We start from the raw sequence: 24,286 nt of genomic DNA, 5'->3' as shown, positions 1-24,286 counted from the left end.
GGAACGGGTTTCAGAGTAGACGCGTCCCGCGGACCGGCCGAGCGCGGGGACGGCCTCCGCGTCCGCGCACCGTGACGCCGCGACGCGTCGCGACGCGACGCGACGGGGTCCGTCCGCGCGCGCAGTCCCATCGCGAGTTCAAGCCGTATCTCTCCTGGAACGACACAAGAAGGGTGCGATTGACCGGAGATTCATCCCCTAACATCCGATTCAAGGACTGGTGCGAGTTTCGCGGCTCTAATACGAGGAAGATTATGAGAATGGCAGTCGTGCCATATAACCGCACGTAGAAGGCGTGATCAACCTCCTGCGGGCTCCATCCGCACCTTCCCTCGGTTCCCATGAGGAGGGATCATGGCAGTAACTCAGGCGAGTCGCTCCCGCGCCCGTACGGCGTCGAGACCGACCGCATCAGCCACCAATGCAACGACGGAACGGAAGCGCGACGGCAACTCGCTAACGCTCAAGCTTCCGATGCTGACCGTGCAGCTCCGACCCCCGAACGTCCGCATGCCACGTGTCGACACCCGGGGGGCGGCTCAGGCCACTGAAACCGCCACATCGTTCCTCCCTCCGGCCGAACGCATCGCCTACTACGGAGGGCTCGGCGCCCTCGCGGTGGTGGGACTGATCGAGTGGCCGGTGGCGGCCGCCATCGGGGTGGGGACGCTGATAGCCCAGCGCGCACGGGGAAGGGGCCGGTCCTCCGGCGCCTCCCGGGCCGCGAGCTCCATCGCGTCCGCCGCGCAGAGCATGAACCCGATCTCCGCGATGACCGGGTCCGGCTCCACGGGATCCGCGTCCCGCACCGGAGGGTCCGCCTCCCGCACCACCTCGCGCGGCACCGCCTCGCGGTCGTCCGGCGGCACGGCGTCCAGGACCTCACGGTCCACGGCGTCCCGCAGCACGACGAGCAGCGGCGGCAGCGCGAGCACCGGTTCCCGGACGAGCGGTTCGGCGTCCCGTACGACGGGGGCCGCCTCCCGCACCGGGGGTTCCACCTCCCGGGCGACGGGCACGGCCTCCCGTGCGAGCGGGACCACCCGGACGGCGGCTTCGGCCTCGGGCGGACGGAGCACCACCTCCCGCACGAGAAGCGGCACGTCCAAGACCACGGGGACCGCCTCCGGGAGCTCCACCACCCGCAGCCGGAGCACGGCGTCGCGTACCACGGGCACCACCCCGCGGACCCGCACGACCGCGTCCCGCACCACGGGCACCGCGTCCCGGACCAGGACACCCGCCACCCGCGCCGCGGGCACCGCCTCAGGCGCGACCGGCACCACGTCCCGGACCAGGACGGCGGCCACCCGGGCCTCGGGCACCAGCCCGCGGACCCGCACCACCGCGTCCCGCACCACGGGCACCGCGTCCCGGACCAGGACGCCCGCCTCGCGCACCGCGGGCACCGCGTCCAAGACCACCGGTACCGCCACCCGCAGCCGGAGCACGGCGTCGCGTACCACGGGCACCACCCCGCGGACCCGCACGACCGCGTCCCGCACCACGGGCACCACGTCCCGGACCACCACACCGCGGACCCGGAGCGCGACGTCCCGTACGGCGGCCTCGGCCGGCGGGAGGACGAGACCGGCGTCGCGGGCGGCGGGCTCCACGTCGAGGAGCAGGACCACCGCGTCCCGCGCCACGGGCTCCACCGCACGGGCCGCGGGCTCGACGTCTCGCACGGCGAGCACCACGTCCCGCGCCACGAGGCCCGCCTCGCGCACCGCGGGTGCCGCGTCCCGGACCACGCGGACCACCGCGTCGAGGGCCGCGTCCGGTACCCGGAGCGGCGCGGCACGGACCTCGGCGGCCACGTCGCGGTCCACCGGCGGCACCACCCGGGCGACGGCGTCCACCTCGCGGGCGTCGGGCACCTCACGGGCGTCCGGCACCTCGCGGAGCGCGAAGCCCGCGTCCCGGAGCGGGAGCGCCACCTCCCGGACCGGGAGCATGGCCTCGCGAGCCGCCAAGCCCGCGTCGCGGACCGCCAAGCCCGCCGCGCGCACCACGAAGCCGGCGTCCAGGGCCTCGGCGTCCACCGCACGGGCCGGGAGCGGCACGTCCCGGACCGCCGCCTCGCGGAGCTCGCGGAGAACGGCCACGTCCCGGACGGGCACGACCCGGGCGACCGCCTCCCGGGCCGGGGCGTCCGGCGCCCGGTCGAGGAGCTCGGCCGGCGGTCGCTCGTCCGGGTGATCACATGATGAGGCCGATCAGGCCATGCGCGACCGCGGCCTGATCGGCCTCGTCATTTCTTCCACCGGAGTCCTGGATGTTCATGCCCCGCCTGCTCTCACCCGCCAACGAAACCCTCCGGAGCGTCGTACCCGAAGCGGTCCGCGGCCTGCTGCCGCGTTCCCGGGGCAGCAGGGTCTGTCCCGGCGGGCTCCGCGTCGACCTGCGCACGGTCGGCGATCCGGGCAGCCGGAAGAAGGCGCGGCGGCTGGAGAGCCTGCTGCTGCGGCTGGAGGGGATCGAGCGCGCGGAGGTGAACGGCGTCCTCGGCTCCGTCTTCGTGGGATGCGACCCCGCCTCGATCGACCTGGAGAAGATCCTCGAACTGGTCGAGGCGTTCGACGGCGACGACCCCGAGGACGCCGACGACGACACCGGTGACGCCGACGACGCCGACGACGCCGACGACATCACCGGCACCGACGAGGACGACGACGAAGACGCCGAGGACGCCGAGGACGCCGAGGACGCCGAGGACGCCGAGGACGCCGACGACCCGGCGTCCGCGAAGGACCCCTCGGCGGGACCCGCGGCCCTCATCTCCATGATCGCCGAGCATCACGCCGCCAGGCTGGTGGAGCGTCACACGCGGGCCGGTATCCGGCTCGGCGCGACCCTGCTCGGGGCGGGCCTGACGATCGCCGGACGCGCCGTGCGCGCCCCGGCCCTGCCCGCGATCGTCCCCGCCCTGCTGAACCTGGCCGAGTCCACCCCGAAGGTGCGCGCCGGGCTGGAACGCCGCCTGGGTTCCTCGGCCACGTTCGACCTGCTCGTGACCGCGAACATCGTCACCCACACGCTGGCGCTGCGTCCCCTGGGCATGATCATCCAGTCGGCCACCGCCGCCGGCGGTTACCTGGAGGCACGTGACACGCGCCGGGCCTGGGCCGCGCGCGAGCGCGAGCTGGCCTCCGCCGACGGTTCCTACCGCCACATCCGCTCGCCCAGAAGCCCGCGCCCGGCCCCGCTGAGGCACAGCCCGGTGGAGCGGTTCGAGCGTGCCGCGAGCCCCGCGGCGGCGGGCGTCTCCGGCCTGACCCAGCTTCTCGGCCACGACCGGCACCGGACCGTCGCCATGCTCACCGCGACCACGCCCAAGGCCGCGAAACAGGGCAGGGAGTCCTTCGCCTCGGCGATCGGGCGCGCCCTGGCCCGGCGCGGGGCGATCGTGCTCGACTCCCGGGCCCTGCGCCACATGGACGGCATCGACATGGTCGTCCTGGACGCCGACGTGCTCGGCACGGGCTGCTGGGAGATCGACCATGTCGTCCCGCTGGGCGACGGGACCGGCACCGACGGGGCGGACACCGACGGGCTGCACGCGCGGCTGCACTCCCTGCTGGACCTCAGCGACCCGGGCGCGCGGCGGGAACGCGACGGCTGGGCGGCCGAGCCGGTCGAGGCCCCGGCCGTGCTCGTCGCGGCCGAGGCCGCCGGCTGGGAGGTCCGGGGCGTGCGGGCCGTCCGCGTGACGAGGCAGGGCGTCCCGGTCGCCCTGGTCGGCATGACCCCGGGCGTGGATCCGCTGGCGGACGCCGTCGTCGCCGCGGCCGGAAGCGGCTGCGCCGTGCGGCTGGCCGGCGGCGGGCCCGAGCTCGGCGCGCGGCTCGGGGTGGACGAGACCGTACCGGGAGGCTCCCGGCTGGCCCGGTCGGTCCGCGCGCTCCAGGCGCAGGGGCACGGGGTCGCGGTGGTGTCGGCACGGCGGATGGCCGCGCTGGCCCAGGCCGACCTGGGCATCGGCGTGCCGCGCCGGCCGGGCCGGACCCCCTGGGACGCGGACGTGATCGCCGAGCTGGAGGAGGCGCACCTGCTGCTGACCTGCCTGGCACCGGCCAGGAGGACCAGCGAGCGCTCCGTGTGGCTCACCACCGCGGGCACCACGGCCGCCGGCGCGCTGACCGCCTTCGGTTCTTCGGCCCAGGCGCTGGGCAGGGCCCAGCTGGCGAACGACTGTACGACGATCGCGACCATCGCCATGGGCGAGTGGGCGGGCTGGCACGCCGGCCGGGAGGCGCCCCCGGTCCGGGAGGACCGCACGCCCTGGCACGCGATGGCGGTCGAGGACGTGCTCTCCCTGCTGGAGTCCTCCCCCGGCGGGATCACCGAGGCCGAGGCCGCGCGCCGCAGGGCCTCGACGAGGCTGAAGAGCACGCAGGGCCCGCCCTCGCTGCTCCGCGCGTCCCTGGAGGAGCTGGTCAACCCGATGACGCCGATCCTGGCGGCCGGGGCGGGCCTGTCGGCCATGGTCGGCTCGGTCTCCGACTCGGCGATGATCGCCACGGTGGTGGCCGCCAACGCGCTCATCGGAGGTGGCCAGCGCTTCAGCGCCGACCGGGCGCTGAACCGGCTGACCGAGGCGGTCGCGACCCCGGCGCGGGTACGCCGCCCCCACCAGCCCGTGAGCACCACGATCGACGGGCTCGTACGGGGCGACGTGATCGAGCTGCGCGCGGGCGACACCGTGCCGGCCGACTGCCGCGTGACCAAGGCGACGAACCTGGAGATGGACGAGTCGGCCCTGACGGGCGAGTCCCAGCTCGTCGCCAAGTCACCGGCGCCGGTCAACGCGCCGGCCGTCGCCGACCGCACGTCGATGGTCTACGAGGGGACCACGGTGGCCGCCGGCGTCGGGCTGGCCGTGGTGGTCGCGGCGGGCGAGTCCACGGAGGCGGCCAGGACCGCCAGGCTCACCCGGGAGCAGCCCCCGGCCTCGGGCGTGCAGCTGCGGCTGCGGTCGCTGAGCCGGCGCATCCTGCCGGTCGCGGTGGGCTCGGGCGTGGTCCTGCTGGTCGCCGACCTGATGCGGGGCAGGTCCCTGCCCGCGGCGCTGGCGCCCGCGGTGAGCCTCGCCGTCGCCGCGGTGCCCGAGGGGCTGCCGTTCGTCGCCTCGGTCGCGGAGCTCGCCGCCGCCCGGCGGCTGTCGACGCGCAACACCCTGGTGCCCAACCCCTCCACGATCGAGGCCCTGGGCCGGGTGAACGTGCTCTGCTTCGACAAGACCGGCACTCTCACCGAGGGGCGCATCAGCCTGAGGTGCGTCTCGGACGGGCAGGACGAGCGTCCCGTCGAGGCGTTGACGCCCGCGCTCAGGAAGATCGTGGCGGCGGGCCTGCGGGCCGGGCCGCGGCACGACGACGGGCGGCCGGTCCCGCACCCCACCGACCGGGCCGTGCTGAACGGCGCCGAGCGGCTGGGCGTGACGCCGGAGGAGGACGGGGCCTGGGAACGGATCGACGAGCTTCCCTTCGAGCCGGGACGCGGCTACCACGCCGTGCTCGGGACGGGCGGCTCGGGACCGCTGCTCAGCGTCAAGGGCGCCCCCGAGATCGTGGTCACCCGCTGTTCGAGCGCGTTGCGCGACGGCCGGGTGGTCCCGCTCACCGACGTCGTCGAGGCGGAGCTGGGCAAGGAGCTCGACCAGCTCGCCAGGCGGGGCTACCGGGTGCTCGCGGTCGCCGAACGCGCCGCCTCCGACCGTCGCGACCTGGACGAGTCCCGCATCCAGGACATGTGCTTCCTGGGGTTCCTCGGCCTGGCCGATCCGGTACGGCCCACCGCGGCCGAGAGCGTCGGCCGCCTGTCGCGGGCGGGCGTGCGCATCGTGATGATCACGGGCGACCACCCGAGCACCGCCGAGGCGATCGGCGCCGAGCTGAACGTGCTGAACGGCGGGCGGGTCATGACCGGCCCCGAGCTGGACGACCTGGACGACGACACGCTGGTGGAGGCGCTGCCCGACGTGACGGTCTTCGCCAGGACCACCCCGGCCCACAAGGCCAGGATCGTCGCCTGCCTGCGCCGGGCGGGCAAGGTCGTCGCGGTCACCGGTGACGGCGCCAACGACGCCCCCGCGATCCGGGGCGCGGACGTGGGGATCGCCCTCGGTTCCCGCGCCACCCCGGCGGCCCGGTCGGCCGCCGACATCGTGGTGACCGACGACCGCATCGAGACGATCGTGGACGCGATCATCGAGGGCAGGGCCATGTGGAGCTCGGTCCGCGACGCGCTGAGCATCCTGCTCGGCGGCAACATCGGCGAGATCGTCTTCGCGGTCGGGTCCAGCCTGATCAGCGGCGCGAACGTGCTGAACACCCGCCAGCTCCTGCTGGTCAACCTGCTCACCGACATGCTGCCGGCGATGGCGGTCGCGGCCCGTCCCCCCGCGGCGGCCAGCCCCGAGAAACTCCTCCAGGAGGGGCCCGAGGCCTCGCTGGGCGCCTCCCTGACCCGGGACATCCAGCTCCGCGCCGTCACCACGGCGAGCGCGGCGGGCGCGGCCTGGGCGATCGGCCGGATGACCGGCACGCGCGGCCGGGCGGACACCATGGGCCTGGTCGCGCTGGTGGCGACGCAGCTTCTCCAGACGCTGGTCCTGGGCAGCCGGGACCGCATGGTGGTGCTGGCGTCCCTGGTCTCCCTGGCCGTGCTGGGCCTGACCGTCTCGGTGCCGGGCCTGTGCCGGTTCTTCGGCTGCCACGTCCTCGGCCCGACAGGATGGATCATCGCCCTGGGCAGCGCGGCCGCCACGACCGCGGCGGCCGTGGCCTTCCAGGCCGTCACGCAGGAGACGTCACCGAACGTTCACCGAACAGCAACCTGCTGATAGGTGACTTATCCACGTTTGGTATGAATTATCGCCTTAAGTGTTCCTTCTCACTGTGAGGCTCTGATGTCCGGATTTCTCTCCACCGTGCTCGCCAAGGCGGTCGTGATGCTGCTCGAGGCACTCCTCACCCGCATCGTCCAGTCGCTGATCACCTCGCTCTCCAGGACCGGCAACCTCGGCAGGAACGGCAACCTCGGCCTCGCCTGACCCGGGCCCGCGGGCCCCGGCCCGGATCCGGCCCCGGCCCTGGGCCGCGTCCGATCCCGGGTCCCGTCCCGCTCAGCGCGCCCTGGAGGTGATGAGCCGGGCGACCCTGCGGTGCTCGGCCGAGCGCAGCACCCGCTCCGCCCTGGCCGGGTCGGCCACCGGCGCCTTCCCCAGCAGGCCGCGGGCGGCCTTCAGCCTCAGCAGGCGCCGGACGGACTGGTCGAGCCGCGCCTCGGAGATCTTCCCGGACCGGACGGCGGCCAGCACCGCCCCGTGGGCCTCGTCGTAGTCCGGCGGCATCAGCAGCAGGTCCACTCCCGCCTGGATCGCCCGTACCGCCACCTGCCCGTCCCCGTACTTCTTCCGCACGCCCTCCATGTCGAGCGCGTCGGTCGAGACGACCCCGTCGAACCCGAGCTTCTCGCGGAGCAGGCCGGTCAGGATCGGCCTGGAGAGCGTGGCCGGGTCGCCGGAGGGGTCCAGCCGGGGCATCACGACGTGCGCCGTCATGATCGCGTCGACGTCCCTGCCGATGGCCGCGGCGAACGGCGGCGCGTCCAGCCTGTCCCACTGCGCGCGGGAGTGCTTGATCACCGGCAGCCCGGTGTGGCTGTCGACGCTCGTGTCGCCGTGGCCGGGGAAGTGCTTGGCCGTGGCCGCGATCCCGGCGTCGTGGAACCCCCGGACCGCGGCGGCCACCATCGGCGCCACCTTCTTCGGGTCCGAGCCGTACGCGCGCGGGCCGATCACCGGGTTGCGCGGGTTGATGTTGACGTCGGCCACCGGCGCGAAGTCGAGGTTGATCCCCAGGGCGCGCAGCTCGGTCCCGGTCACCTCGGCCGCCCGCCGGGCCAGCGAGGCGTCCCCGGTGGAGCCGATCGTGGCGGCCCCGGGCAGGTCGGTGACCAGCGGCGCGAGCCGGGAGACCTTGCCGTTCTCCTGGTCGGCGGCGATCAGCAGCGGGATCTCCGGCGACGCCTTCTGCAGCCCGTTGGTCAGCGCCACCACCTGGCGGACGCTCTTGATGTTGCCCGCCCAGGGGAACAGGATCACCCCGCCGGGACGATGGCGGGCGACCACCTTCGCCGGGGTGCCCGCGCCGAACCGCGCCTGGTTCTCCCCCGAGACGGTGTCGGCCGCCTGGCCGTACAGCACGGGCATGAAGAGCTGGCCGACCTTCTCCTCCACGGTCATCGAGGCGAGCACCGCCTCCACGTCCCGCGACCGCGCCGCCGGGGTGGCGGCGGTCGCCGGGGCCGTGGGGCTCGCCGACGCCTCACCGGTGCCCGTACCGTCCGCCGTACCGGACGATTCGGAGCTCGCCGGGGTCCCGCCCGGCCCGGTGACTCCGGCCGCGGGCGGGGCCGTCCTGGCCGAACCGGCGCATCCGGCCGCCATCGACAACACCGACGCCACCGCCGCCATCGACGCGGTCACCGCGATTCCCGTCACACGCATCCACCGAAACATGACGCTTACGCTATCCGGGTGGACGCCCCGGCGCCCGCCGCCGGTCCGCGGCGCACCCGGCCTCCGTCTCACCGGGCCGGGTCCGAACGCACCCGGCCGCCTGTCTCACAGGGCCAGGTCCGCCAGGCCCGGCAGGTGGGAGCGGGCGGCGGCGCGCGCGTCCTCGGGGCCGGTCGCGGCGCGCGCGGACCCCGCGGCGAGGACGCACTGCTCCCGGGTGTGTCGCGACAGCGCGGCCCGTACGGCGGGCAGCGCGGGTGCGGACATCGACAGCGAGGTGGCTCCCAGCCCGACGAGCACGCAGGCGAGCGCCGGGTCCGCCGCGGCCTCGCCGCACACCCCGCACGGCCTGCCGTGCTCGGCGGCGCCTTGCGCGGCCAGCGCGACCAGGTCGAGCACCGCGGGCTGCCAGGCGTCCTGGAGGCCGGTCAGCGCGCCCAGCTGCCGGTCCGCGGCGAGCGCGTACTGGGTCAGGTCGTTGGTGCCGACCGAGAGGAAACCCGCGTGCGCGGCCAGGTCGGAGGCGCGCAGCGCCGCGGAGGGCACCTCGATCATCACGCCCGCCGCCGGCAGCCCGGCCGCGTCGCAGGCGGCCGCGAACCAGGCTGCCTCCTCGGCGGTGGCCACCATCGGCGCCATCACCCGCAGCGCACCGGCCGAGCGCGCCGCCGCGGCGGCCAGGGCCGTCAGCTGGGCGGCCAGCACCTCCGGGTGCGCGCGCAGCAGCCGGACCCCGCGCTCCCCCAGGGCCGGGTTGGGCTCGTGCTCGCCCGGCGGCAGGAAGGCCAGGGGCTTGTCGGCGCCCGCGTCGAGGGCCCGCACGATCACCCTGCCGCCCGGGAAGGCGTCCAGCACCTCCAGGTAGGCGGCCTCCTGCTCGGCCGCCGACGGCGCCTCGGCCCGGTCCAGGAAGAGGAACTCGGTCCGGTAGAGCCCGATCCCCTCGGCCCCGTGCTCCAGCGCGGCGGCCACGTCGTGCGGTCCGCCGACGTTGGCGAGCAGCGGCACGGCGTACCCGTCGGCGGTGGCCCCGGGGCCGGTGACGGCGGACAGCGCGGCCTGACGCGCGGCGTCGGCGTCGCGCGCGGCGAGGACGTCCTCGCCGGAGGGCACGGTCCGCACCAGGCCGGAGGTGCCGTCCACCAGCGTCGGGGTGCCCGACGGGATCGAGGCCGCCCCGGGGCAGGCGACCACGGCCGGGACCCCCATGGCGCGGGCCAGGATCGCGGTGTGGCTGGTCGGGCCGCCCTGCTCGGTGACGAAGGCGGCCACCACGTCCCGGGAGAGCAGCGCGGTGTCCGCGGGCGCCAGGTCCCGGGCGACGAGGACGTACGGCTCCCCGTCCCCGGTGGGCAGCTCCGGGACCGGACGGCCCTCGATCACCGCGACGGCCCGGTCCCTGACGTCGTCCAGGTCGGCGACGCGCGCGGCGAGGTAGCCTCCGGCGGCGGCGAGCACCTCCCGGTAGCGGCCGAACGCCTCGTGGACCGCGCGGGCCGCGGCGGTACCCGCCTCGATCAGCTCGGCCACCCCGGCGGCCAGCCCGGGGTCGCGCGCCATCATGGCCTGGGCCTCCAGGATGCCCGCGGCCTCGCCCCCGGCCCTGGCGCCGCGCTCCTCCAGGTCGGTGGCGACCCGCTCCAGCGCCCGGACGGCAACGGCCAGCTCCGCGGCGGCGTCACCGTCGTGCCGGGACCCCGGCTCCGGGACGGGGGCCCGGTACGCGAGCACGTAGGCGGGGCCGAGACCGACCCCCGGGCTCACGCCCACCCCCGTCAGCGCGCTCACGGCGCCGACGCGATCCCGGCCAGCCGGTCCAGGAGCTCGTCGGCGCCCTCGCCCTCGGCCCTGATCACCACCATGTCGCCCTCCCTGACGTCCAGCGAGAGGACCGACAGGATGCTCTTGGCGTTCACCGGCTCACCGGATCCCTTGGCGATGGTGACGTCCAGGGACGCCTTGGCCGCCGTCTGCACGAACGTCGCGGCGGGCCGGGCGTGCAGGCCGACCTCTGACTTGACGGTGACTTGGCGCTCGGCCACGTGTTCCTCCTGCGTATCGGCCGCGCGGTGGGGACCGCACGGCTCGTCGTTCATGTACCCGGGGGCCAGGTGACCCCCGTCAGGTCCGCGACCACCAGGTCGGCCGCGGCCAGGTCCGTGCCCTCGTGGGTCGTCGCTATGCCCACGCAGGCCATGCCGGCCGCCTTGGCGGCCGCGATCCCGGCGATCGAGTCCTCGAACACGACACAGTCTGCCGGATCCACCGACAGCCGTGCCGCGGCGAGCAGGAAGCCCTCGGGATCGGGCTTGCCCCTGGTCACGTCCAGGGCGGACACCAGCGTGTCCAGCAGGTCGCGGACGCCGATCTGGGCCAGCCGCTCCTCGGCCCAGTCGCGGCCCGCGGAGGTGACCACCGCGATCGGCGAGCCGTACGCCGCGACGCCGCGGATCAGCTCGGCCGCTCCGGGGACCGGCACGATGTCGGGCAGGCCGGGATGGTCCTTGAAGGAGAGGACCTCACCGATCAGGTCCTCGACCTTCCTGCCGGGGAACAGGTGGGCCCGCTCGGCCAGCACGTCGCGGCCCCGCCGTCCCATGAACTCGCGCAGCACGGTCTCGTCGTGGCTCACCCCGTGCCGCTCCAGCAGCATCGACCACATGGCCATGCTCCGCCGCTCGCTGTTGACCAGTGTCCCGTCCAGGTCGAAGAGCGCCGCCTTCGTCCGCCCTCCCGCGGCCGGCATGGCCGGTTCCATGGCAGGCCCTCCTTCCCCGTCGTCGTCCGTCGTCGTCCGTCGTCGTCCGTCGTCGTCCGTCGCTGTTCCCGCCGGCCCTTCCAGCATCCCCGCCGCCCCGGCGGGACGCGAGCCCTCAGGCCGGGTCGTCCCACTCGAAGAGCCCGTCCCCCGCGGCCACCGCGCCCGCCGCGAAGCCGGAGACGGTGCCCGTCGCGGCCTCCAGCGCCACGACCGGGCAGATGGGATGGCGCCCGCCCGCCTCGATGCGGGCCGGGTCCCACGCCATGACCGGCTGCCCCGCGCTCACCCGGTCGCCCTCGGCGGCCAGCGGCTCGAACCCCTCGCCCCTGAGCTCGACCGTGTCGATGCCCAGGTGGACCAGGACCCCGCGGCCGTCGTCGCCGACCACGACGAAGGCGTGCGGGTGCAGCTTGACGATGGTGCCCGCGATGGGGGCGACCACCGGGCCGGGGGTCCTGTCCGGCTCGATCGCCATGCCGGAGCCGACCAGGCCCTCGGAGAAGACCGGGTCGGGCACCGCGCCGAGCCTGACGGCCACCCCCGTGACCGGTGCCAGAACCGTGGTCACCGCACTCCCCTCGGCACGCCCGCCGCCCGCGAGGACGGTCCCGTCAGCCGATGATGTCCTCGATGTCGCTGGCGATCGTGTCGGCCTCGGGCCCCACCACCACCTGGACGATGTTGCCCGCGGCCATCACGCCGTGCGCACCGGCCGCGCGCAGGGCCGCCTGGTCGACCTTGGAGGCGTCGCGCACCTCGGTGCGCAGCCGGGTGATGCACGGTTCGATCTCGATGATGTTGCCCGCACCACCGAGTCCAGCGATGATCGCGTCGGCGTCGGCCGCCATGTCGCCCTCCAATCGTGGCCATCCTGCTCCCAGGCCATGAACAGGCTAGAGGAGGCGGGCACCCGCCGGTCCGCGCCGGTGTCAGTCGGTCTGCGTCACCTTGTTGAGGCCGCGCGGGGCGTCGGGGTCGATCCCCAGCCGTCGCGCCAGCGCCTCGGTGAGGAGCTGGCCCGGGACGATCAGGCCCATCGGGGCGACCCACTCGGGCAGGTCGGGGCCGTTCAGCGCGGCGGTCGCGACCGAGGAGAGCGCGGTGCCGCCGCCGACCGTGTACGCCGCCGCCCCCGCGCCGGTCACCCGCTCGGCGAGCGCCACCGTACCGGCCAGGGTCGGCCCGTCGCCGGCCGCGACCAGCAGGGCCGGGGTGTCGGAGTCGACCACCGCGATCGGGCCGTGCAGCAGGTCGGCGTAGGACAGGCCCATGGCGTGCAGGTAGCACGCCTCCTTGAGCTTGAGCGCCAGCTCCAGCGCGGTGGAGAAGGCCAGCCCGCGGCCGGAGACCACCACGCCCGGCTTGTCGGCCAGGCCCTCGACGATCGCCTCCAGGTCACCCGGGTCGGTGATCAGCTTCTCCACCGCGTCCGGGACCCGCCGCAGGTCGTCACGGTCGACGTCGGCCCCCAGGCCGAGGGCGAGCACCGCCAGCGCGGCGAGCGCGGTGGTGTAGGTCTTGGTCGCCGGGACGGCCTTCTCCTCGCCCGCCACCGTGCACAGGGCCAGGTCCGCGGCCTGGGCCAGGGGGGTGCCCTCGCCGCCGTTGGTGATGGCCACGGTCCGGGCCCCGCAGTCCTTGGCCCAGGTCAGGGTCTCGACGATCTCCTCGGTACGGCCCGACTGCGACAGCGCGACGGCCAGCACGCCGTCCAGGTCCAGCCTGCGCCGGTAGGTGGTGGCGATCGAGGGGGCGGCCAGGGTGGAGAGCCTGCCCGTGTGCGCCTCGGCCAGGTACCGGCCGTAGACTGCGGCGTTGTCCGAGGTGCCGCGGGCGATGAACAGCAGCTGACGGGTCTGCCCCGCGAGCCGCTCCACCTCCGCGGTCCTGGGAAGGAGTGCGTCGAGCGTGGCTCTCAACGCAGCGGGCTGCTCGGCGATCTCGCTGCGCATCTTGGTGGTCATCTCGCGCTCATCCTTCGGTTCGGACGGACGAGATCGGGCCGTTATCGATCCGTCGCCGGTCCGTACGTTGACACCCTTTTCCGGCCTGTGGTCTAGTCCGGACTAGACCAGTACGAACCATAACTCATCAGTCATCTCAGATCGAGGGGGGAGGAATCTCATGGCGCACATCGACCCGGACAGCCCGGTCCCGAAGTACTTCCAGCTGCGGGAGATCCTGCTCGACCTGATCGAGAACAACGAGCTGGCCATCGGCACGGCGATCCCGTCCGAGCGCGAGCTCTGCCAGCGCTTCGGCCTCTCCCGGATGACCGTGCGGCAGGCCGTCGACCACCTGGTCTCCGAGGGCCGCCTCCAGCGGGTCGCCGGCAAGGGCACCTTCGTGGCCCGTCCCAAGATCGAGATGTCGCTGCGGCTCACCTCCTTCAGCGACGAGATGCGCGCCCGCGGCATGGAGCCCGGCTCCCGCGACCTGGACCGCCGGGTGGTCCGGGCCAGCGCCCACCTGGCCAGGGAGCTCGGCATCCGGCCCGGCGACGAGGTGCACTTCATCGAGCGGCTGCGGACCGCGGCCGACGAGCCCATGTGCATCGAGCGGGCCCACATCCCGGTCTCGATCGCGCCCGACCTGGACACCCACGACCTGACGGGCCGTTCCCTGTACGCCCTGCTGGAGACCCGCTACGGCCTGGTGCTGGACGCCGGCGAGCTGACCATCGACGGCGGCATCGCCGACCCCGGGGACGCGGACCTGCTGAAGATCCCGCGCGGCGGGGCCGTGCTGCTGCTCCAGCGGCGCTCCTTCGCCGGGGGCGTCTGCGCCGAACTCGGCGTCTCCACCTATCGCGCCGACCGCTACCAGCTCCGTACCATCCTGGAGACACCGGCCCGCCGCGGCTGACCCCGGTCGCCCGCGGATCCGTCCCCGCCCGTCCCCCGAACCCGTCCAGTGAGCCCGTCCCGCCGGTCCGTCCCGGCGGCCGGTCCCGCCGATCGCCGCCCCTCGTGACCGGTCCCGCCTTCCGGGAGGACCGCTCCGGGTGACCGGTCCCGCCGACCTCCTCCCTTCCAGCCCTGGAGGAAATGCCCGTATGAGTCCTCCTTCGGCGGACGCGGGCCTGCCCGCCGCCCCGGCCGGGTCCGCCGCGATGAGCGTGCTCCAGCGTCTGGGACGCTCCCTGATGCTGCCGATCGCGGTCCTGCCGGCCGCGGGCCTGCTGCTGCGGCTCGGGCAGGACGACCTGCTGGGCCGGAGCGACAGCGCGCTGCTCGACGACGTGGCCCGCGTCGTCGGCACCGCGGGCGGCGCCCTGTTCGACAACCTGCCCGTGCTGTTCGCGATCGGCGTCGCCATCGGGTTCGCGCGCAAGGCCGACGGCTCCACCGCGCTGGCCGCCCTGGTCGGCTACCTGGTCTTCCACGCCGTCAGCATGAACATGTTCTTCATCCTCTTCGACGCCGGCATGCGGGAGTCCATCACCGTCGAGGTGTTCGACAGGAGCACCCCGGGCGTCCCGGACGTGGTGCTCGACCTCGGTGCGCAGAACCCGACCCGGGTGCTCGGCGGCATCGTCATGGGCCTGGTGTCGGCGCTGCTCTGGCAGCGCTACCACCGCACCAGGCTGCCCACCTGGCTGGCCTTCTTCGGCGGACGCCGCCTGGTGCCGATCCTGACCGCCTTCGCCGGGCTGGTGATCGGCGTGTTCCTCGGCGCCGTCTGGCCGGTGCTGGGCGGCTGGGTCCGCGCCGGCGGGACCTGGCTCGCCTCCAACAGCGAGCTCGGCGCCGGCATCTACGGCATGGTCAACCGCGCCCTGCTCCCGCTCGGGATGCACCACATCGTCAACAACGTGATCTGGACGCAGGTCCCCGAGTGCGTGGTGGACGGCAAGAGGCTCGCCGGGGACCTGATCTGCTTCAACAACGGCGCCGTCGGCCACGGTGGCTTCGAGGCCGGTTTCTACCCGGTCCTGATGTTCGGCCTGCCGGCCGCCGCGCTCGCCATCTGGCGGGCCGCGCCGCCGCACCGGCGCACCGCGGTCGGCTCGATCATGATCTCCGCGGCGCTCACCGCGTTCCTCACCGGGATCACCGAGCCCATCGAGTTCGCCTTCATCTTCGTCGCACCGGTCCTGTTCGTGATCCACATCGTGCTGACCGGCGTCTCCCTGGCGCTGGCCTCTGCCCTGGGCGCCAAGCTCGCCTTCAGCTTCTCCTCGGGATTGATCGACCTGGTCCTGTACGGGACGGCGCCCAACGCCCAGGGGATACCGATCATCATCGTGATGGGGCTGGTCTACGCGGTGGTCTACTACACCGGGTTCAGCTTCCTGATCAGGAGGCTGAACATCATGACCCCCGGCCGGGAGCCCGAACCCGACGTCGACTCCGGCGAGTCCCCCGCGGTCACCACCGCGCCCCCCGAGCCCACCGGTGCTCCCCGGCCTCCCGGGCCTCCCGGGCCTTCCGGGTCCACCGGGCCTTCCGGGTCCACCGGGTCCACCGGGTCCGGGTAGTCCGGGGCGGTTCCGGGCGTCCGCCGGCGATCACCGCTCGGGCCGGAACCCGCTCGCCACCGCGACCGGCCACTCCAACCTGGGGTGACCTTCCTCACCGACCAGGACGAAACCACCGGGATCTCACGGAAGTTGGTGTGCGGCGTATCTGGAGGGCGGGCCGGAACCTCCTTGATGTGTGAGTTTCACCGCCCATGAGCCGCCCATCACGGAGTCGCCCATGTCATCCCCCCGACGCCCGCCGACGCTTCCCCGACTCACGCCTTCCCCGGCCGCCGAGCCCCCCTACGACGACGATCGCCGCGGCGGGGACGGCTCGGCCGCGCCGCCGTACGTGCAGGGGACCCTCGCCCTGCTCCTCGGCCCGGTGACGCAGGAGCCCCCGCCCCCGGTGGCCCGGATCGGCGGTGCGCGCCGAGGTCCCGCCCCCGAGGCGCCGGACCCCGCGCCGACGAGGCCGACGAGACCGCCGGGGCCGCCGGGGCCCGCCGCCATGGGCACCCCGGGTCCCGCCACGAGAACCCCGGATCCCGTGGGCACGAGGTCGCCGGGCGCGCCCCCCGACGACCGGTGGCTGTGGACCCTCGTCCAGGCCGTCGCCGAGATCCTGGCCGGGAGGCGTCCCCCGGCGAGCGTGTCGGCCCACCTGACCGCCAGGACCCAGGCCGAGCTGGCCCGCAAGGGAGGGACGATGCGGTGCACGCGCCTTCCGAGGGCGGGCAGGACGCACGTCTCCCGGCCGGAGACCGGGGTGGTGGAGATGTGCGCCGTGGTCGACTGCGGCGACCGTTCGCGCGTGCTGGCCCTGAGGCTGGAGCGCAGGGGCGTGCGGTGGCTCTGCGTCGAGGTCGAGACGACCCCCTGAACGGCGGCACGCCACCGGGGCCGTGGCACGCCGGAAGGGTCGTGACACAAGGGGCCGTGGCACGCCGAAGGGCCCGCACGGTGACGTGCGGGCCCTTCGGGCGGCGATCAGGCTTCGACGTGCCTGGGGTCGCCGTGGCAGCGCTTGTACTTCTTGCCGGAGCCGCAGGGGCACGGGGCGTTGCGCTCGACGTTGCCGTACGCGTCACGCTGGGCCTTGGTGCTGACCTTGGTGTGCTCGGCCTCGCCGCTCTCGCCCGGGGCCGTGTACTCCAGCTCGGACGGGCGCTGCGGGCCGCGCAGGCCGCGGGCGATGATCGAGCGGGCCTCCGCGATCGCCGCGTCCTCGGAGGGGTCGGCCTCCTCGACGATCGGGTTGCTCTGCACCTCGACCTCGAGGTTGAACAGGTAGCCGACCGACTCCTCCTTGATGCCGTCGAGCATCTGGGTGAACATCTCGTAGCCCTCGCGCTGGTACTCGATCAGCGGGTCGCGCTGAGCCATCGCGCGCAGGCCGATGCCCTCCTGGAGGTAGTCCATCTCGTACAGGTGCTCGCGCCACTTGCGGTCGAGGACCGACAGGATGACGCGGCGCTCCAGGACCCGCATGCCCTCCGGGTTCATGGCCTGCGCGTTGATCTCCTCTTCGCGACGGTCGTAGGCGGCCATCGCGTCGGCCTTCACCCGCTCCTCCAGGAGCTTGGCGGTGAGCTCCTCGCGGCTACCGGCCTCCGCGACGACCTCGTCGATCGTGATGCCGATCGGGTAGAGCTGGCCGAGCGCCTTCCAGAGCTTGTCGAGGTCCCACTCCTCGGCGAAGCCCTCGGCGGTGGCCGCCGTGATGTACTCGTCGATCACGTCGTTGACGAAGCCGCGGATCTGGTCGCGAAGGTCGGCGCCCTCCAGGACCCGGTGACGCTCGGCGTAGATCACCTTGCGCTGCCGGTTCATCACCTCGTCGTACTTCAGGACGTTCTTGCGGATCTCGAAGTTCTGCTGCTCGACCTGGTGCTGGGCGGAGGCGATGGCCTTGGAGACGATGCCCGACTCGATCGGCACGTCGTCCGGGATGTTGAGGCGAGTCATGATCATCTCGACCCTGGCCGAGTTGAACAGCCGCATCAGGTCGTCCTCGAGCGAGAGGTAGAAGCGCGACTCGCCGGGGTCGCCCTGACGGCCGGAACGACCGCGGAGCTGGTTGTCGATACGCCGCGACTCGTGCCGCTCGGTGCCCAGGACGTACAGGCCGCCGAGCTCGGTGACCTCGTCGTGCTCGGCCTGGACGGCCGCCCTGGCCTTCTCCAGCGCCTCGCCCCAGGCCTTGTCGTACTCCTCCGGGGTCTCGACCGGGTCGAGGCCGCGGCCGCGCAGCTCCAGGTCGGCGCGGAAGTCGGGGTTGCCGCCGAGCATGATGTCGGTGCCTCGACCGGCCATGTTGGTGGCCACGGTGACGGCGTGCTTGCGGCCCGCCTCGGCGATGATCGCCGCCTCACGCGCGTGGTTCTTGGCGTTGAGCACCTCGTGCTTGACGCCCCGGCGCTTGAGCTCCTTGGCCAGGCGCTCGGACTTGGCGACGCTGGTGGTGCCGACCAGGACGGGCTGGCCCCGGTCGTAGCGCTCCTTGATGTCCTCGACCGCGGCCAGGAACTTGGCGTCCTCGGTCTTGTAGACCACGTCGGCCTGGTCCTTGCGGATCATCGGCTTGTTCGTGGGGATCGGGACGACGCCGAGCTTGTAGGTCTGGTGGAACTCGTTGGCCTCGGTCGCCGCCGTACCCGTCATGCCCGACAGCGTCTCGTAGAGGCGGAAGTAGTTCTGCAGCGTGATCGTGGCGAGGGTCTGGTTCTCGTCCTTGATCTTCACGCCTTCCTTCGCCTCGATGGCCTGGTGCATGCCCTCGTTGTAGCGGCGGCCGTGCAGGACGCGACCGGTGAACTCGTCCACGATCAGGACCTCACCGTCGACGACGATGTAGTCCTTGTCCTTCTTGTAGAGCTCCTTGGCCTTCAGCGCGTTGTTCAGGAAGCCGACCAGGTGGGTGTGCTCGGGCTTGTAGAGGTTCTCGATGCCGAGCCAGTCCTCGACCTTCTCCACGCCGGACTCGAAGATGCCCACGGTGCGCTTCTTCTCGTCGACGGCGTAGTCGCCGGTGTTCTCCTCGCCGTCCTTGCCCTCGGTGCCCCTGCGGAGCCGGGGGACGATCTTGGCGAACTCGGAGTACCACTTGCCGGACTGCTCGCCGGGACCGGAGATGATCAGCGGCGTCCTGGCCTCGTCGATGAGGATCGAGTCGACCTCGTCGACCACGGCGAAGTGGTGGCCGCGCTGCACGCACTCCTCGAGCGACCAGGCCATGTTGTCGCGCAGGTAGTCGAAGCCGAACTCGTTGTTCGTGCCGTACGTGATGTCCGCGTTGTACTGCTTGCGGCGCTCGTCGGCGGGCATGTTCGCCAGGATCACGCCGACTTCGAGGCCCAGGAAGCGGTGGATGCGGCCCATCTCGTCGCCGTCGCGCTTGGCCAGGTAGTCGTTGACCGTGATGACGTGGACGCCCTTGCCCGTCAGGGCGTTGAGGTAGGTGGGCAGCGTACAGGTGAGGGTCTTGCCCTCACCGGTGCGCATCTCCGCGATGTTCCCCATGTGCAGGTTGGCCCCGCCCATGATCTGCACATCGAAGTGGCGCTTGCCCAGCACCCGGCGGGAGGCCTCGCGAACGGTGGCGAAGGCCTCGGGAAGCAGATCGTCGAGGGATTCGCCCTCGGCATAGCGCTTCTTGTAGTCGTCGGTGAGCGCGCGAAGCTCGGCGTCGGTCAGGCTCGTGAAGTCGTCTTCGATGGAGTTGACCTGGTCGGCGATCCGCTTGAGCTTACGCAGAAGCTTGCCTTCGCCGGCGCGAAGAATTCTATCGAGAAAGGCTGGCACTTTAGGTAAAGCTCCTCGCAGGTCTTCCGCGGCCGGACCGGCCCGGCTGAGGACGAGACATGGTTCTCCGCTGCCATCGTAGGCGGTTCCGCCACCAGACACAGCCACCCTGAAAGACGCTCTTGTGGCCCACGGAGTTCCTTGCCCTCTTCTTTGAGAGAGTACGACCAGCTTTAAAGGGTATGTCGGAGTTCGCCACTTCCGTAATGATCGACCTTCGGATGTGTCGCCGGATCTGGAAGGAGGGGCCGTGACGGCGGAAGAGAACCCCAGGGCCACCGAGGCCGGGCATCCCCGCACGAGGGAGACGCCCGAGGGAAGCCACGGCGGCAGGGCGTCGTCCTGGCTCGCGGTGACCGTGATCCTGCTGGGCTTCGCGATCGGCGGGGTCGCCCTGTGCATCGGCCCGAACTGGACGGTCTTCTGGATGGGCGTGGCGGTCTGCGCCATGGGCGGCGTGCTGACGCTCGTCTTCAACGTCTTCTCCGACGTCGTCGTGGACGCCCCGCGCGCGAACACGAGCGAGGGTCTCAGCGGGCAGAGCGTCCTCGACTGACACGGGCGTCACGCCCTGGGCGGACGGGACGGCGCGGGGACTCCCCCGTTGACACCGGCATAACGTTTTCGTCGGTGTGAGGCGCTAGCCTCGGCCGTACGACGTGTTGTCTCCCCAGGGGCGGTTCATGAAGCTCTCCCTCTCCCCCGACGAGGCCCGCCGCGTGATCCTGCACGCCCAGGGCTTCCTGGGCGCGCAGGCCCGGCGTGGCGGAGTCCCCGCGACCCTGCGCCGGCTCGGAGCCGTCCAGCTCGACACGATCTCCGTGCTGGCCCGCTCCCACGAGCTGGTCGCCTACGCGCGGCTGGGCGCCGTGGGCCGGGCGGCGGTGGAGCGGGCCTACTGGGACGAGCCCGCCCGCGCGTTCGAGTACTGGTGTCACGCCGCGTGCATCCTGCCGATCGGCGACTGGCCGCTGTACGCCTTCCGCCGGAGGTACTTCAAGGCCAGGAAGTTCCGCTGGCACGAGGTGCCCGACAGCGTCGGCAAGGTGCTGCACCTGGTCCGCGAGAACGGCCCGATCACCACCGCGGACATCGGCGGCGCCAAGAAGGGCGGCCCGTGGTGGGACTGGTCGGACTCCAAGATCGCCATCGAGTGGCTGCTCGACACCGGCGAGGTCGTCTGCACGCGCCGGGTGGGCTGGCGGCGCGTCTACGACCTGGCCGAGCGGGCGGTGCCGGCGGACCTGCTGGCCGAGGACCTCTCCGACGCCGAGTGCGTCACCCGCCTGGCCGGGATGGCCGGGCGCGCGCTCGGGGTGGCCACCCGCGCCGACCTGGTCGACTTCCTGCGCCTCAAGGCGCCCGAGGCGTCGCTGCTGGACAGGTGCCTGTCCGAGGGGATCACCGGGCTGGTGCCGGTCCGCGTCCCGGGCTGGCCGGAACGGGCCGCCGACTCCTGGGCCGACCCGGCCGCGCTGGAGGCGGCCCCTTCGGGCCGTCACCGCACGACCCTGCTGTCCCCGTTCGACTCCCTGGTGTGGGACCGCGCCCGCACCGCGCGGGTGTTCGGTTTCAACCATCGCCTGGAGGCGTACGTGCCCCGGGAGAAGCGCGTCCACGGCTACTTCACGATGCCGGTCCTGGCCGGAGGGCGTCTGATCGGCCGGGTCGACCCGGCCCGGGAGGGCTCGGTGCTGGTGGCCCGCCAGGTGAGCCTGGAGGCGGGTGTCACCCCGGCCAGGGGCGCGGCCCCGCTGGCCGCGGCCCTTTGGGAGGCGGCCGGGTGGGTCGGCTGCGAGACCGTCCGCGTCGACCGGGTGGACGCGGCGCTCGCCGGTCCCCTGCGAGACGCCCTGAACCGGGAACCCTGAGCCGGGCGCCCCGGACCGGGCACCCCGAACCCGGGCCGGACGCCTCGGACCGGGCTCCGGGCCGGGCGGCCCGACCGGGCTCCGGGACGGACGGCGCCGACGCGGTGAACGCCTGGGCGCTCACCGCGTCGGCGGCAGGTCAGGTGATCTCCAGCATCCGTTCGCGGACCGCGTAGACCACGGCCTCCATCCTGGAGTGCAGCTGAAGCTTGTCCAGGATGTTCCTGACGTGGTTCTTCACGGTGTTCTCCGAGATGAACAGCTGCTTGGCGATCTCGCGGTTGTTCATCCCCTTGGCGACCAGGCGGAGGACCTCCATCTCCCGCTCGGTCAGGCGCGGGACGGGGAGCTGCGGGGGCCGTTCGGCCTCCTTGCGGCTCATGTTGGCGAACTCGCTGATGAGTTTGGCGGCCATCGCCGGATTGATCAGCGACTGCCCCTCGTGGACGCCGCGCACGGCCTCCGGGACCTCGTCGAGCTGGACGTTCTTCAGCAGGTAGCCGGTGGCCCCCGCCTTGATCGCCTCGAAGAGGTCCTCCTCCTCGTCGCTCACCGTCAACATGATGATCCGCGTGCTCGGCACCGAGGCCTTGATCTCGCGGGTGGCCTCGATGCCGCTCCTGCGTGGCATCCGGACGTCCATGAGCATGACGTCCGGGGTGAGGCGGTCGGCGAGCTCGACCGCCTCCTGACCGTCGCTCGCCTCGCCGACAACCTCTATGTCCGTCTCGGCGGCCAGCGCCATCTCCAGACTGCGGCGGATCAGCGCGTGATCGTCAACGATCAGCACACGGATCGGTTCACCGCGCCCGGTCGGGCCGGTTGCGTCGTCGGGTTCCGTCACGCCTCCTCCTCGGGGGGCCAGAGCCGGTGGACCGCCATGATGACACGGGTTTCATGGTCCTCGGTTGGTCGGAGAGGATCTTCGAACGCGGCCGTCAGGGTTCGACGAGCCGCAGCACGCCGTAGTTGTACCCCTGACGCAGGTACACGACGCTCGGCTGCCCGCTCTCCTTGTCGCGGAACAGGTAGAAGTCGTGCCCGACCAGCTCCATCTCGAGGAGGGCCTGGTCGATCGTCATCGGTTCGGCCTTGTGGGACTTCTCCCGGACGATCAGCGGCCCGTCGCCGTCCATCTGGATCGGGATGAGCGACTCGTCCTCGGGGAGGTCGTCCTCCGTGTTCCTCTCCACGTCGGCCTCGGCCTCGGGCTGCTTCGTGAGCACCGCGCCGGGGTCGCTCTCCAGGGACTCCGCCAGCGCGCCGGCGGTCAGCTCGGCGACCGACGGAGGGCAGTGGTTGCCGTGGTGGATCTTCCGGCGGTCGGCCAGGCGCCGCAGCCGTCCTTCGAGTTTTCCGAGTGCTATGTCAAGGGCGGCGAAGCGGTCGTCGGCCGAGGCCTCCGCCCGGACCGCGGGACCACGTGAGTGGATGGTGAGCTCGACCCGCTCACGCTGGTCGACGATGCGCGGATTACGTTCCTTGGACACCTCCACGTCAACGCGAATGAGCTTGTGGTCCAAACGCTCGATCCTGGCCAGCTTGGTGTTCACGTGGTCACGGAATCGGTCACTCACTCCGGTGTGCCGACCCTTGACGATGATCTCCATGCACAGCCCCCCTTCGAATCTCGACGGTGGTATTGCGACACCCGCTCGGCCGACCTGGTCTTCGTCCCCACATCCGCCTGCTGAGGGTTTCGCAGCTCTTTGCCACTACATGCCCTTCTCTCCTGGCAAGGAACATCTGGCTCCTTGGGAAGGCAGGACTTACCTCTAAGCCGCACCGTGATCGATCGACGAGAAGTCGTCTTACGTGGACCGTTTCGCCTGCGGCTGGCATCGGCTAGCCGGGCCGGCCTCGTTTCGGAGGTCGGTCCGGCGCAACCACGGACCCGAGCGGGTGCCATGGCTCAGACGCTATCCGTATCCAGGCCGAATGTCAGCACGGCGGCCGATCAAAGGATCACTTTGCGTAGTCCGCGGCCCGGTCCGGGCCCGGGGGAGGCTCCGTCCGGGGGGCGGTGGAGCGGCCGGGCCGCGTTCCGGGCCCCGGTGATGAGCAGCGCCGACGGCGCGTCGAGGACAGCGAGGTGTGGCCGCGGGGTGAGGGAACCGTCACGGCGGGGGCCTCACCCAGGGTCACGATCTTCGGATCGTGTTCTCCGGCGTGTCGCGGCGACCGTGGCGGCCAGCGAGGGGGTCACGCCCACCTCCCGGAGCGCCCTGGCCGCCTCGGCGAGCGTCGCCCCGGTGGTGACGACGTCGTCGACCAGCACGATCGCCTCCGTGCCGCCCCAGGAGCGCGGCACGGGCGCGTTGCGGCCGACCGCGACCGTGAAGGCCGAGGAGAGGTTCGCGGCCCGCTGGAGAGAGCTGAGCCCCGCCTGGTCGGCGACCCGGCGGCGCTGGGCGAGCACCCGCGCCACGGTCGCCGGCCAGCCGGCCTCCCGGAGGTAACCGGCCGCGAGCTCGGCGAGCCGGGCGACCGGGTCGTGCCCGCGGCGCCTCAGCGCCGGGCGGGCGCTGGGCACCGGCACGAGCAGCACCGGCCGCTCACCGGCCGCGGTGGCGACGGCCAGGGCCAGCGCCCCGGCCAGGGGCGGAGCCAGGGCGGTGCGCCCGCGCTCCTTGTAGGCGATGATCGCCCGCCGTACGGCGGGGGTGTACTCGGCGGCCGACCAGCAGTCCGGCAGGCCGGGCGGGGCCGGGTCGGGGGTGCGGCGGGCGGGCTCCCCGTGCAGCTCCGCCGCGCAGCGGGGGCAGACGAGGGCGCCCGGCGCGTCGCATCCGGCGCAGCGGGGCGGCAGGATCAGGTCGAGCATGGCGGTCGTCACGAATTCACCGTGCCATACCGCACCG

The 24,286-nt window shown here is 73.0% G+C and carries 19 protein-coding genes; 7 read left to right on the top strand and 12 right to left on the bottom strand.

Going from position 1 to position 24,286, the window contains the following annotated elements; genetic code table 11:
- Positions 1-593: 593 nt before the first annotated feature.
- Positions 594-2,108 carry a hypothetical protein gene (locus tag ACIBCT_RS04695; RefSeq protein ID WP_399186007.1) on the bottom strand — a complete coding sequence of 505 codons (1,515 nt, stop codon included), beginning with the start codon at positions 2,106-2,108 and terminating at the stop codon, positions 594-596.
- A gap of 170 nt (positions 2,109-2,278) precedes the next feature.
- On the opposite strand from ACIBCT_RS04695, the gene ACIBCT_RS04690 reads away from it, so the two are divergent.
- Both ACIBCT_RS04690 and ACIBCT_RS04685 read left to right on the top strand, forming a co-directional pair.
- Positions 2,279-6,847, top strand: a complete 4,569-nt coding sequence (locus ACIBCT_RS04690; RefSeq protein WP_399186006.1) for an HAD-IC family P-type ATPase — start codon at positions 2,279-2,281, stop codon at positions 6,845-6,847.
- Positions 6,848-6,913: 66 nt separating this feature from the next.
- Positions 6,914-7,057 (top strand): hypothetical protein, encoded by a 144-nt coding sequence (locus ACIBCT_RS04685; RefSeq protein WP_399186005.1) that lies wholly within the window; start codon positions 6,914-6,916, stop codon positions 7,055-7,057.
- A 72-nt stretch (positions 7,058-7,129) separates the two neighbouring features.
- Here ACIBCT_RS04685 and ACIBCT_RS04680 read toward each other — a convergent pair whose 3' ends face one another.
- The 7 genes from ACIBCT_RS04680 to ACIBCT_RS04650 all read right to left on the bottom strand — a co-directional run bounded on the left by ACIBCT_RS04680 (position 7,130) and on the right by ACIBCT_RS04650 (position 13,252).
- Positions 7,130-8,515 carry a glycoside hydrolase family 3 protein gene (locus tag ACIBCT_RS04680; RefSeq protein ID WP_399186004.1) on the bottom strand — a complete coding sequence of 462 codons (1,386 nt, stop codon included), beginning with the start codon at positions 8,513-8,515 and terminating at the stop codon, positions 7,130-7,132.
- 117 nt (positions 8,516-8,632) lie between these two features.
- A complete protein-coding gene (gene ptsP, locus ACIBCT_RS04675; protein WP_399186003.1) occupies positions 8,633-10,315 on the bottom strand; it encodes a phosphoenolpyruvate--protein phosphotransferase in 1,683 nt (560 codons plus the stop codon).
- Positions 10,312-10,569, bottom strand: a complete 258-nt coding sequence (locus ACIBCT_RS04670; RefSeq protein WP_399186002.1) for an HPr family phosphocarrier protein — start codon at positions 10,567-10,569, stop codon at positions 10,312-10,314. The genes ptsP and ACIBCT_RS04670 overlap by 4 nt, the downstream gene beginning before the upstream one ends.
- Positions 10,570-10,619: 50 nt before the next feature.
- A complete protein-coding gene (locus ACIBCT_RS04665; protein ID WP_399186001.1) occupies positions 10,620-11,285 on the bottom strand; it encodes an HAD family hydrolase in 666 nt (221 codons plus the stop codon).
- Between the two features lie 115 nt (positions 11,286-11,400).
- Positions 11,401-11,856, bottom strand: coding sequence for a PTS glucose transporter subunit IIA (locus ACIBCT_RS04660; RefSeq protein WP_399186000.1), 456 nt, complete (start codon positions 11,854-11,856; stop codon positions 11,401-11,403).
- A gap of 43 nt (positions 11,857-11,899) precedes the next feature.
- Positions 11,900-12,136, bottom strand: a complete 237-nt coding sequence (locus ACIBCT_RS04655) for a glucose PTS transporter subunit EIIB (protein ID WP_344889252.1) — start codon at positions 12,134-12,136, stop codon at positions 11,900-11,902.
- Between the two features lie 81 nt (positions 12,137-12,217).
- On the bottom strand, positions 12,218-13,252 hold the full coding sequence (locus ACIBCT_RS04650; protein ID WP_399185999.1) for an SIS domain-containing protein: 1,035 nt from the start codon (positions 13,250-13,252) through the stop codon (positions 12,218-12,220).
- A 160-nt stretch (positions 13,253-13,412) separates the two neighbouring features.
- Between ACIBCT_RS04650 and ACIBCT_RS04645 the strand changes: the two genes are divergently transcribed.
- The 3 genes from ACIBCT_RS04645 to ACIBCT_RS04635 all read left to right on the top strand — a co-directional run bounded on the left by ACIBCT_RS04645 (position 13,413) and on the right by ACIBCT_RS04635 (position 16,633).
- Positions 13,413-14,153 (top strand): GntR family transcriptional regulator, encoded by a 741-nt coding sequence (locus tag ACIBCT_RS04645; protein WP_399185998.1) that lies wholly within the window; start codon positions 13,413-13,415, stop codon positions 14,151-14,153.
- 190 nt (positions 14,154-14,343) lie between these two features.
- Positions 14,344-15,768 carry a PTS transporter subunit EIIC gene (locus ACIBCT_RS04640; protein WP_399185997.1) on the top strand — a complete coding sequence of 475 codons (1,425 nt, stop codon included), beginning with the start codon at positions 14,344-14,346 and terminating at the stop codon, positions 15,766-15,768.
- A 220-nt stretch (positions 15,769-15,988) separates the two neighbouring features.
- Positions 15,989-16,633: an Rv3235 family protein gene (locus ACIBCT_RS04635; RefSeq protein ID WP_399185996.1), complete on the top strand. Its 645-nt coding sequence runs from the start codon at positions 15,989-15,991 to the stop codon at positions 16,631-16,633.
- Positions 16,634-16,740: 107 nt separating this feature from the next.
- Here ACIBCT_RS04635 and secA read toward each other — a convergent pair whose 3' ends face one another.
- The gene (gene secA, locus ACIBCT_RS04630) at positions 16,741-19,554 is read right to left on the bottom strand and encodes a preprotein translocase subunit SecA (RefSeq protein ID WP_399185995.1); all 2,814 of its coding nucleotides are present in this window, start codon (positions 19,552-19,554) and stop codon (positions 16,741-16,743) included.
- A gap of 250 nt (positions 19,555-19,804) precedes the next feature.
- Between secA and ACIBCT_RS04625 the strand changes: the two genes are divergently transcribed.
- Positions 19,805-20,110 carry an HGxxPAAW family protein gene (locus tag ACIBCT_RS04625; protein ID WP_399185994.1) on the top strand — a complete coding sequence of 102 codons (306 nt, stop codon included), beginning with the start codon at positions 19,805-19,807 and terminating at the stop codon, positions 20,108-20,110.
- A gap of 127 nt (positions 20,111-20,237) precedes the next feature.
- Entirely contained in the window at positions 20,238-21,425 is a 1,188-nt protein-coding gene (locus ACIBCT_RS04620) for a winged helix-turn-helix domain-containing protein (RefSeq protein WP_399185993.1), read from the top strand.
- A gap of 139 nt (positions 21,426-21,564) precedes the next feature.
- Here ACIBCT_RS04620 and ACIBCT_RS04615 read toward each other — a convergent pair whose 3' ends face one another.
- The 3 genes from ACIBCT_RS04615 to ACIBCT_RS04605 all read right to left on the bottom strand — a co-directional run bounded on the left by ACIBCT_RS04615 (position 21,565) and on the right by ACIBCT_RS04605 (position 24,261).
- Positions 21,565-22,269: a response regulator transcription factor gene (locus tag ACIBCT_RS04615; protein ID WP_329090540.1), complete on the bottom strand. Its 705-nt coding sequence runs from the start codon at positions 22,267-22,269 to the stop codon at positions 21,565-21,567.
- A 94-nt stretch (positions 22,270-22,363) separates the two neighbouring features.
- Complete coding sequence (gene hpf / locus ACIBCT_RS04610; RefSeq protein WP_399185992.1) at positions 22,364-23,035, bottom strand: ribosome hibernation-promoting factor, HPF/YfiA family; 672 nt, start codon at positions 23,033-23,035, stop codon at positions 22,364-22,366.
- 521 nt (positions 23,036-23,556) lie between these two features.
- Entirely contained in the window at positions 23,557-24,261 is a 705-nt protein-coding gene (locus ACIBCT_RS04605; protein ID WP_399185991.1) for a ComF family protein, read from the bottom strand.
- Positions 24,262-24,286: the final 25 nt, after the last annotated feature.

This window comes from Streptosporangium sp. NPDC050855 (genome assembly GCF_044456585.1).
Taxonomy (GTDB): Bacteria; Actinomycetota; Actinomycetes; order Streptosporangiales; family Streptosporangiaceae; genus Streptosporangium; species Streptosporangium longisporum.
The sequence above is the reverse complement of the archived record's forward strand: the minus strand, read 5'-3'. Positions and strand labels throughout refer to the sequence as shown.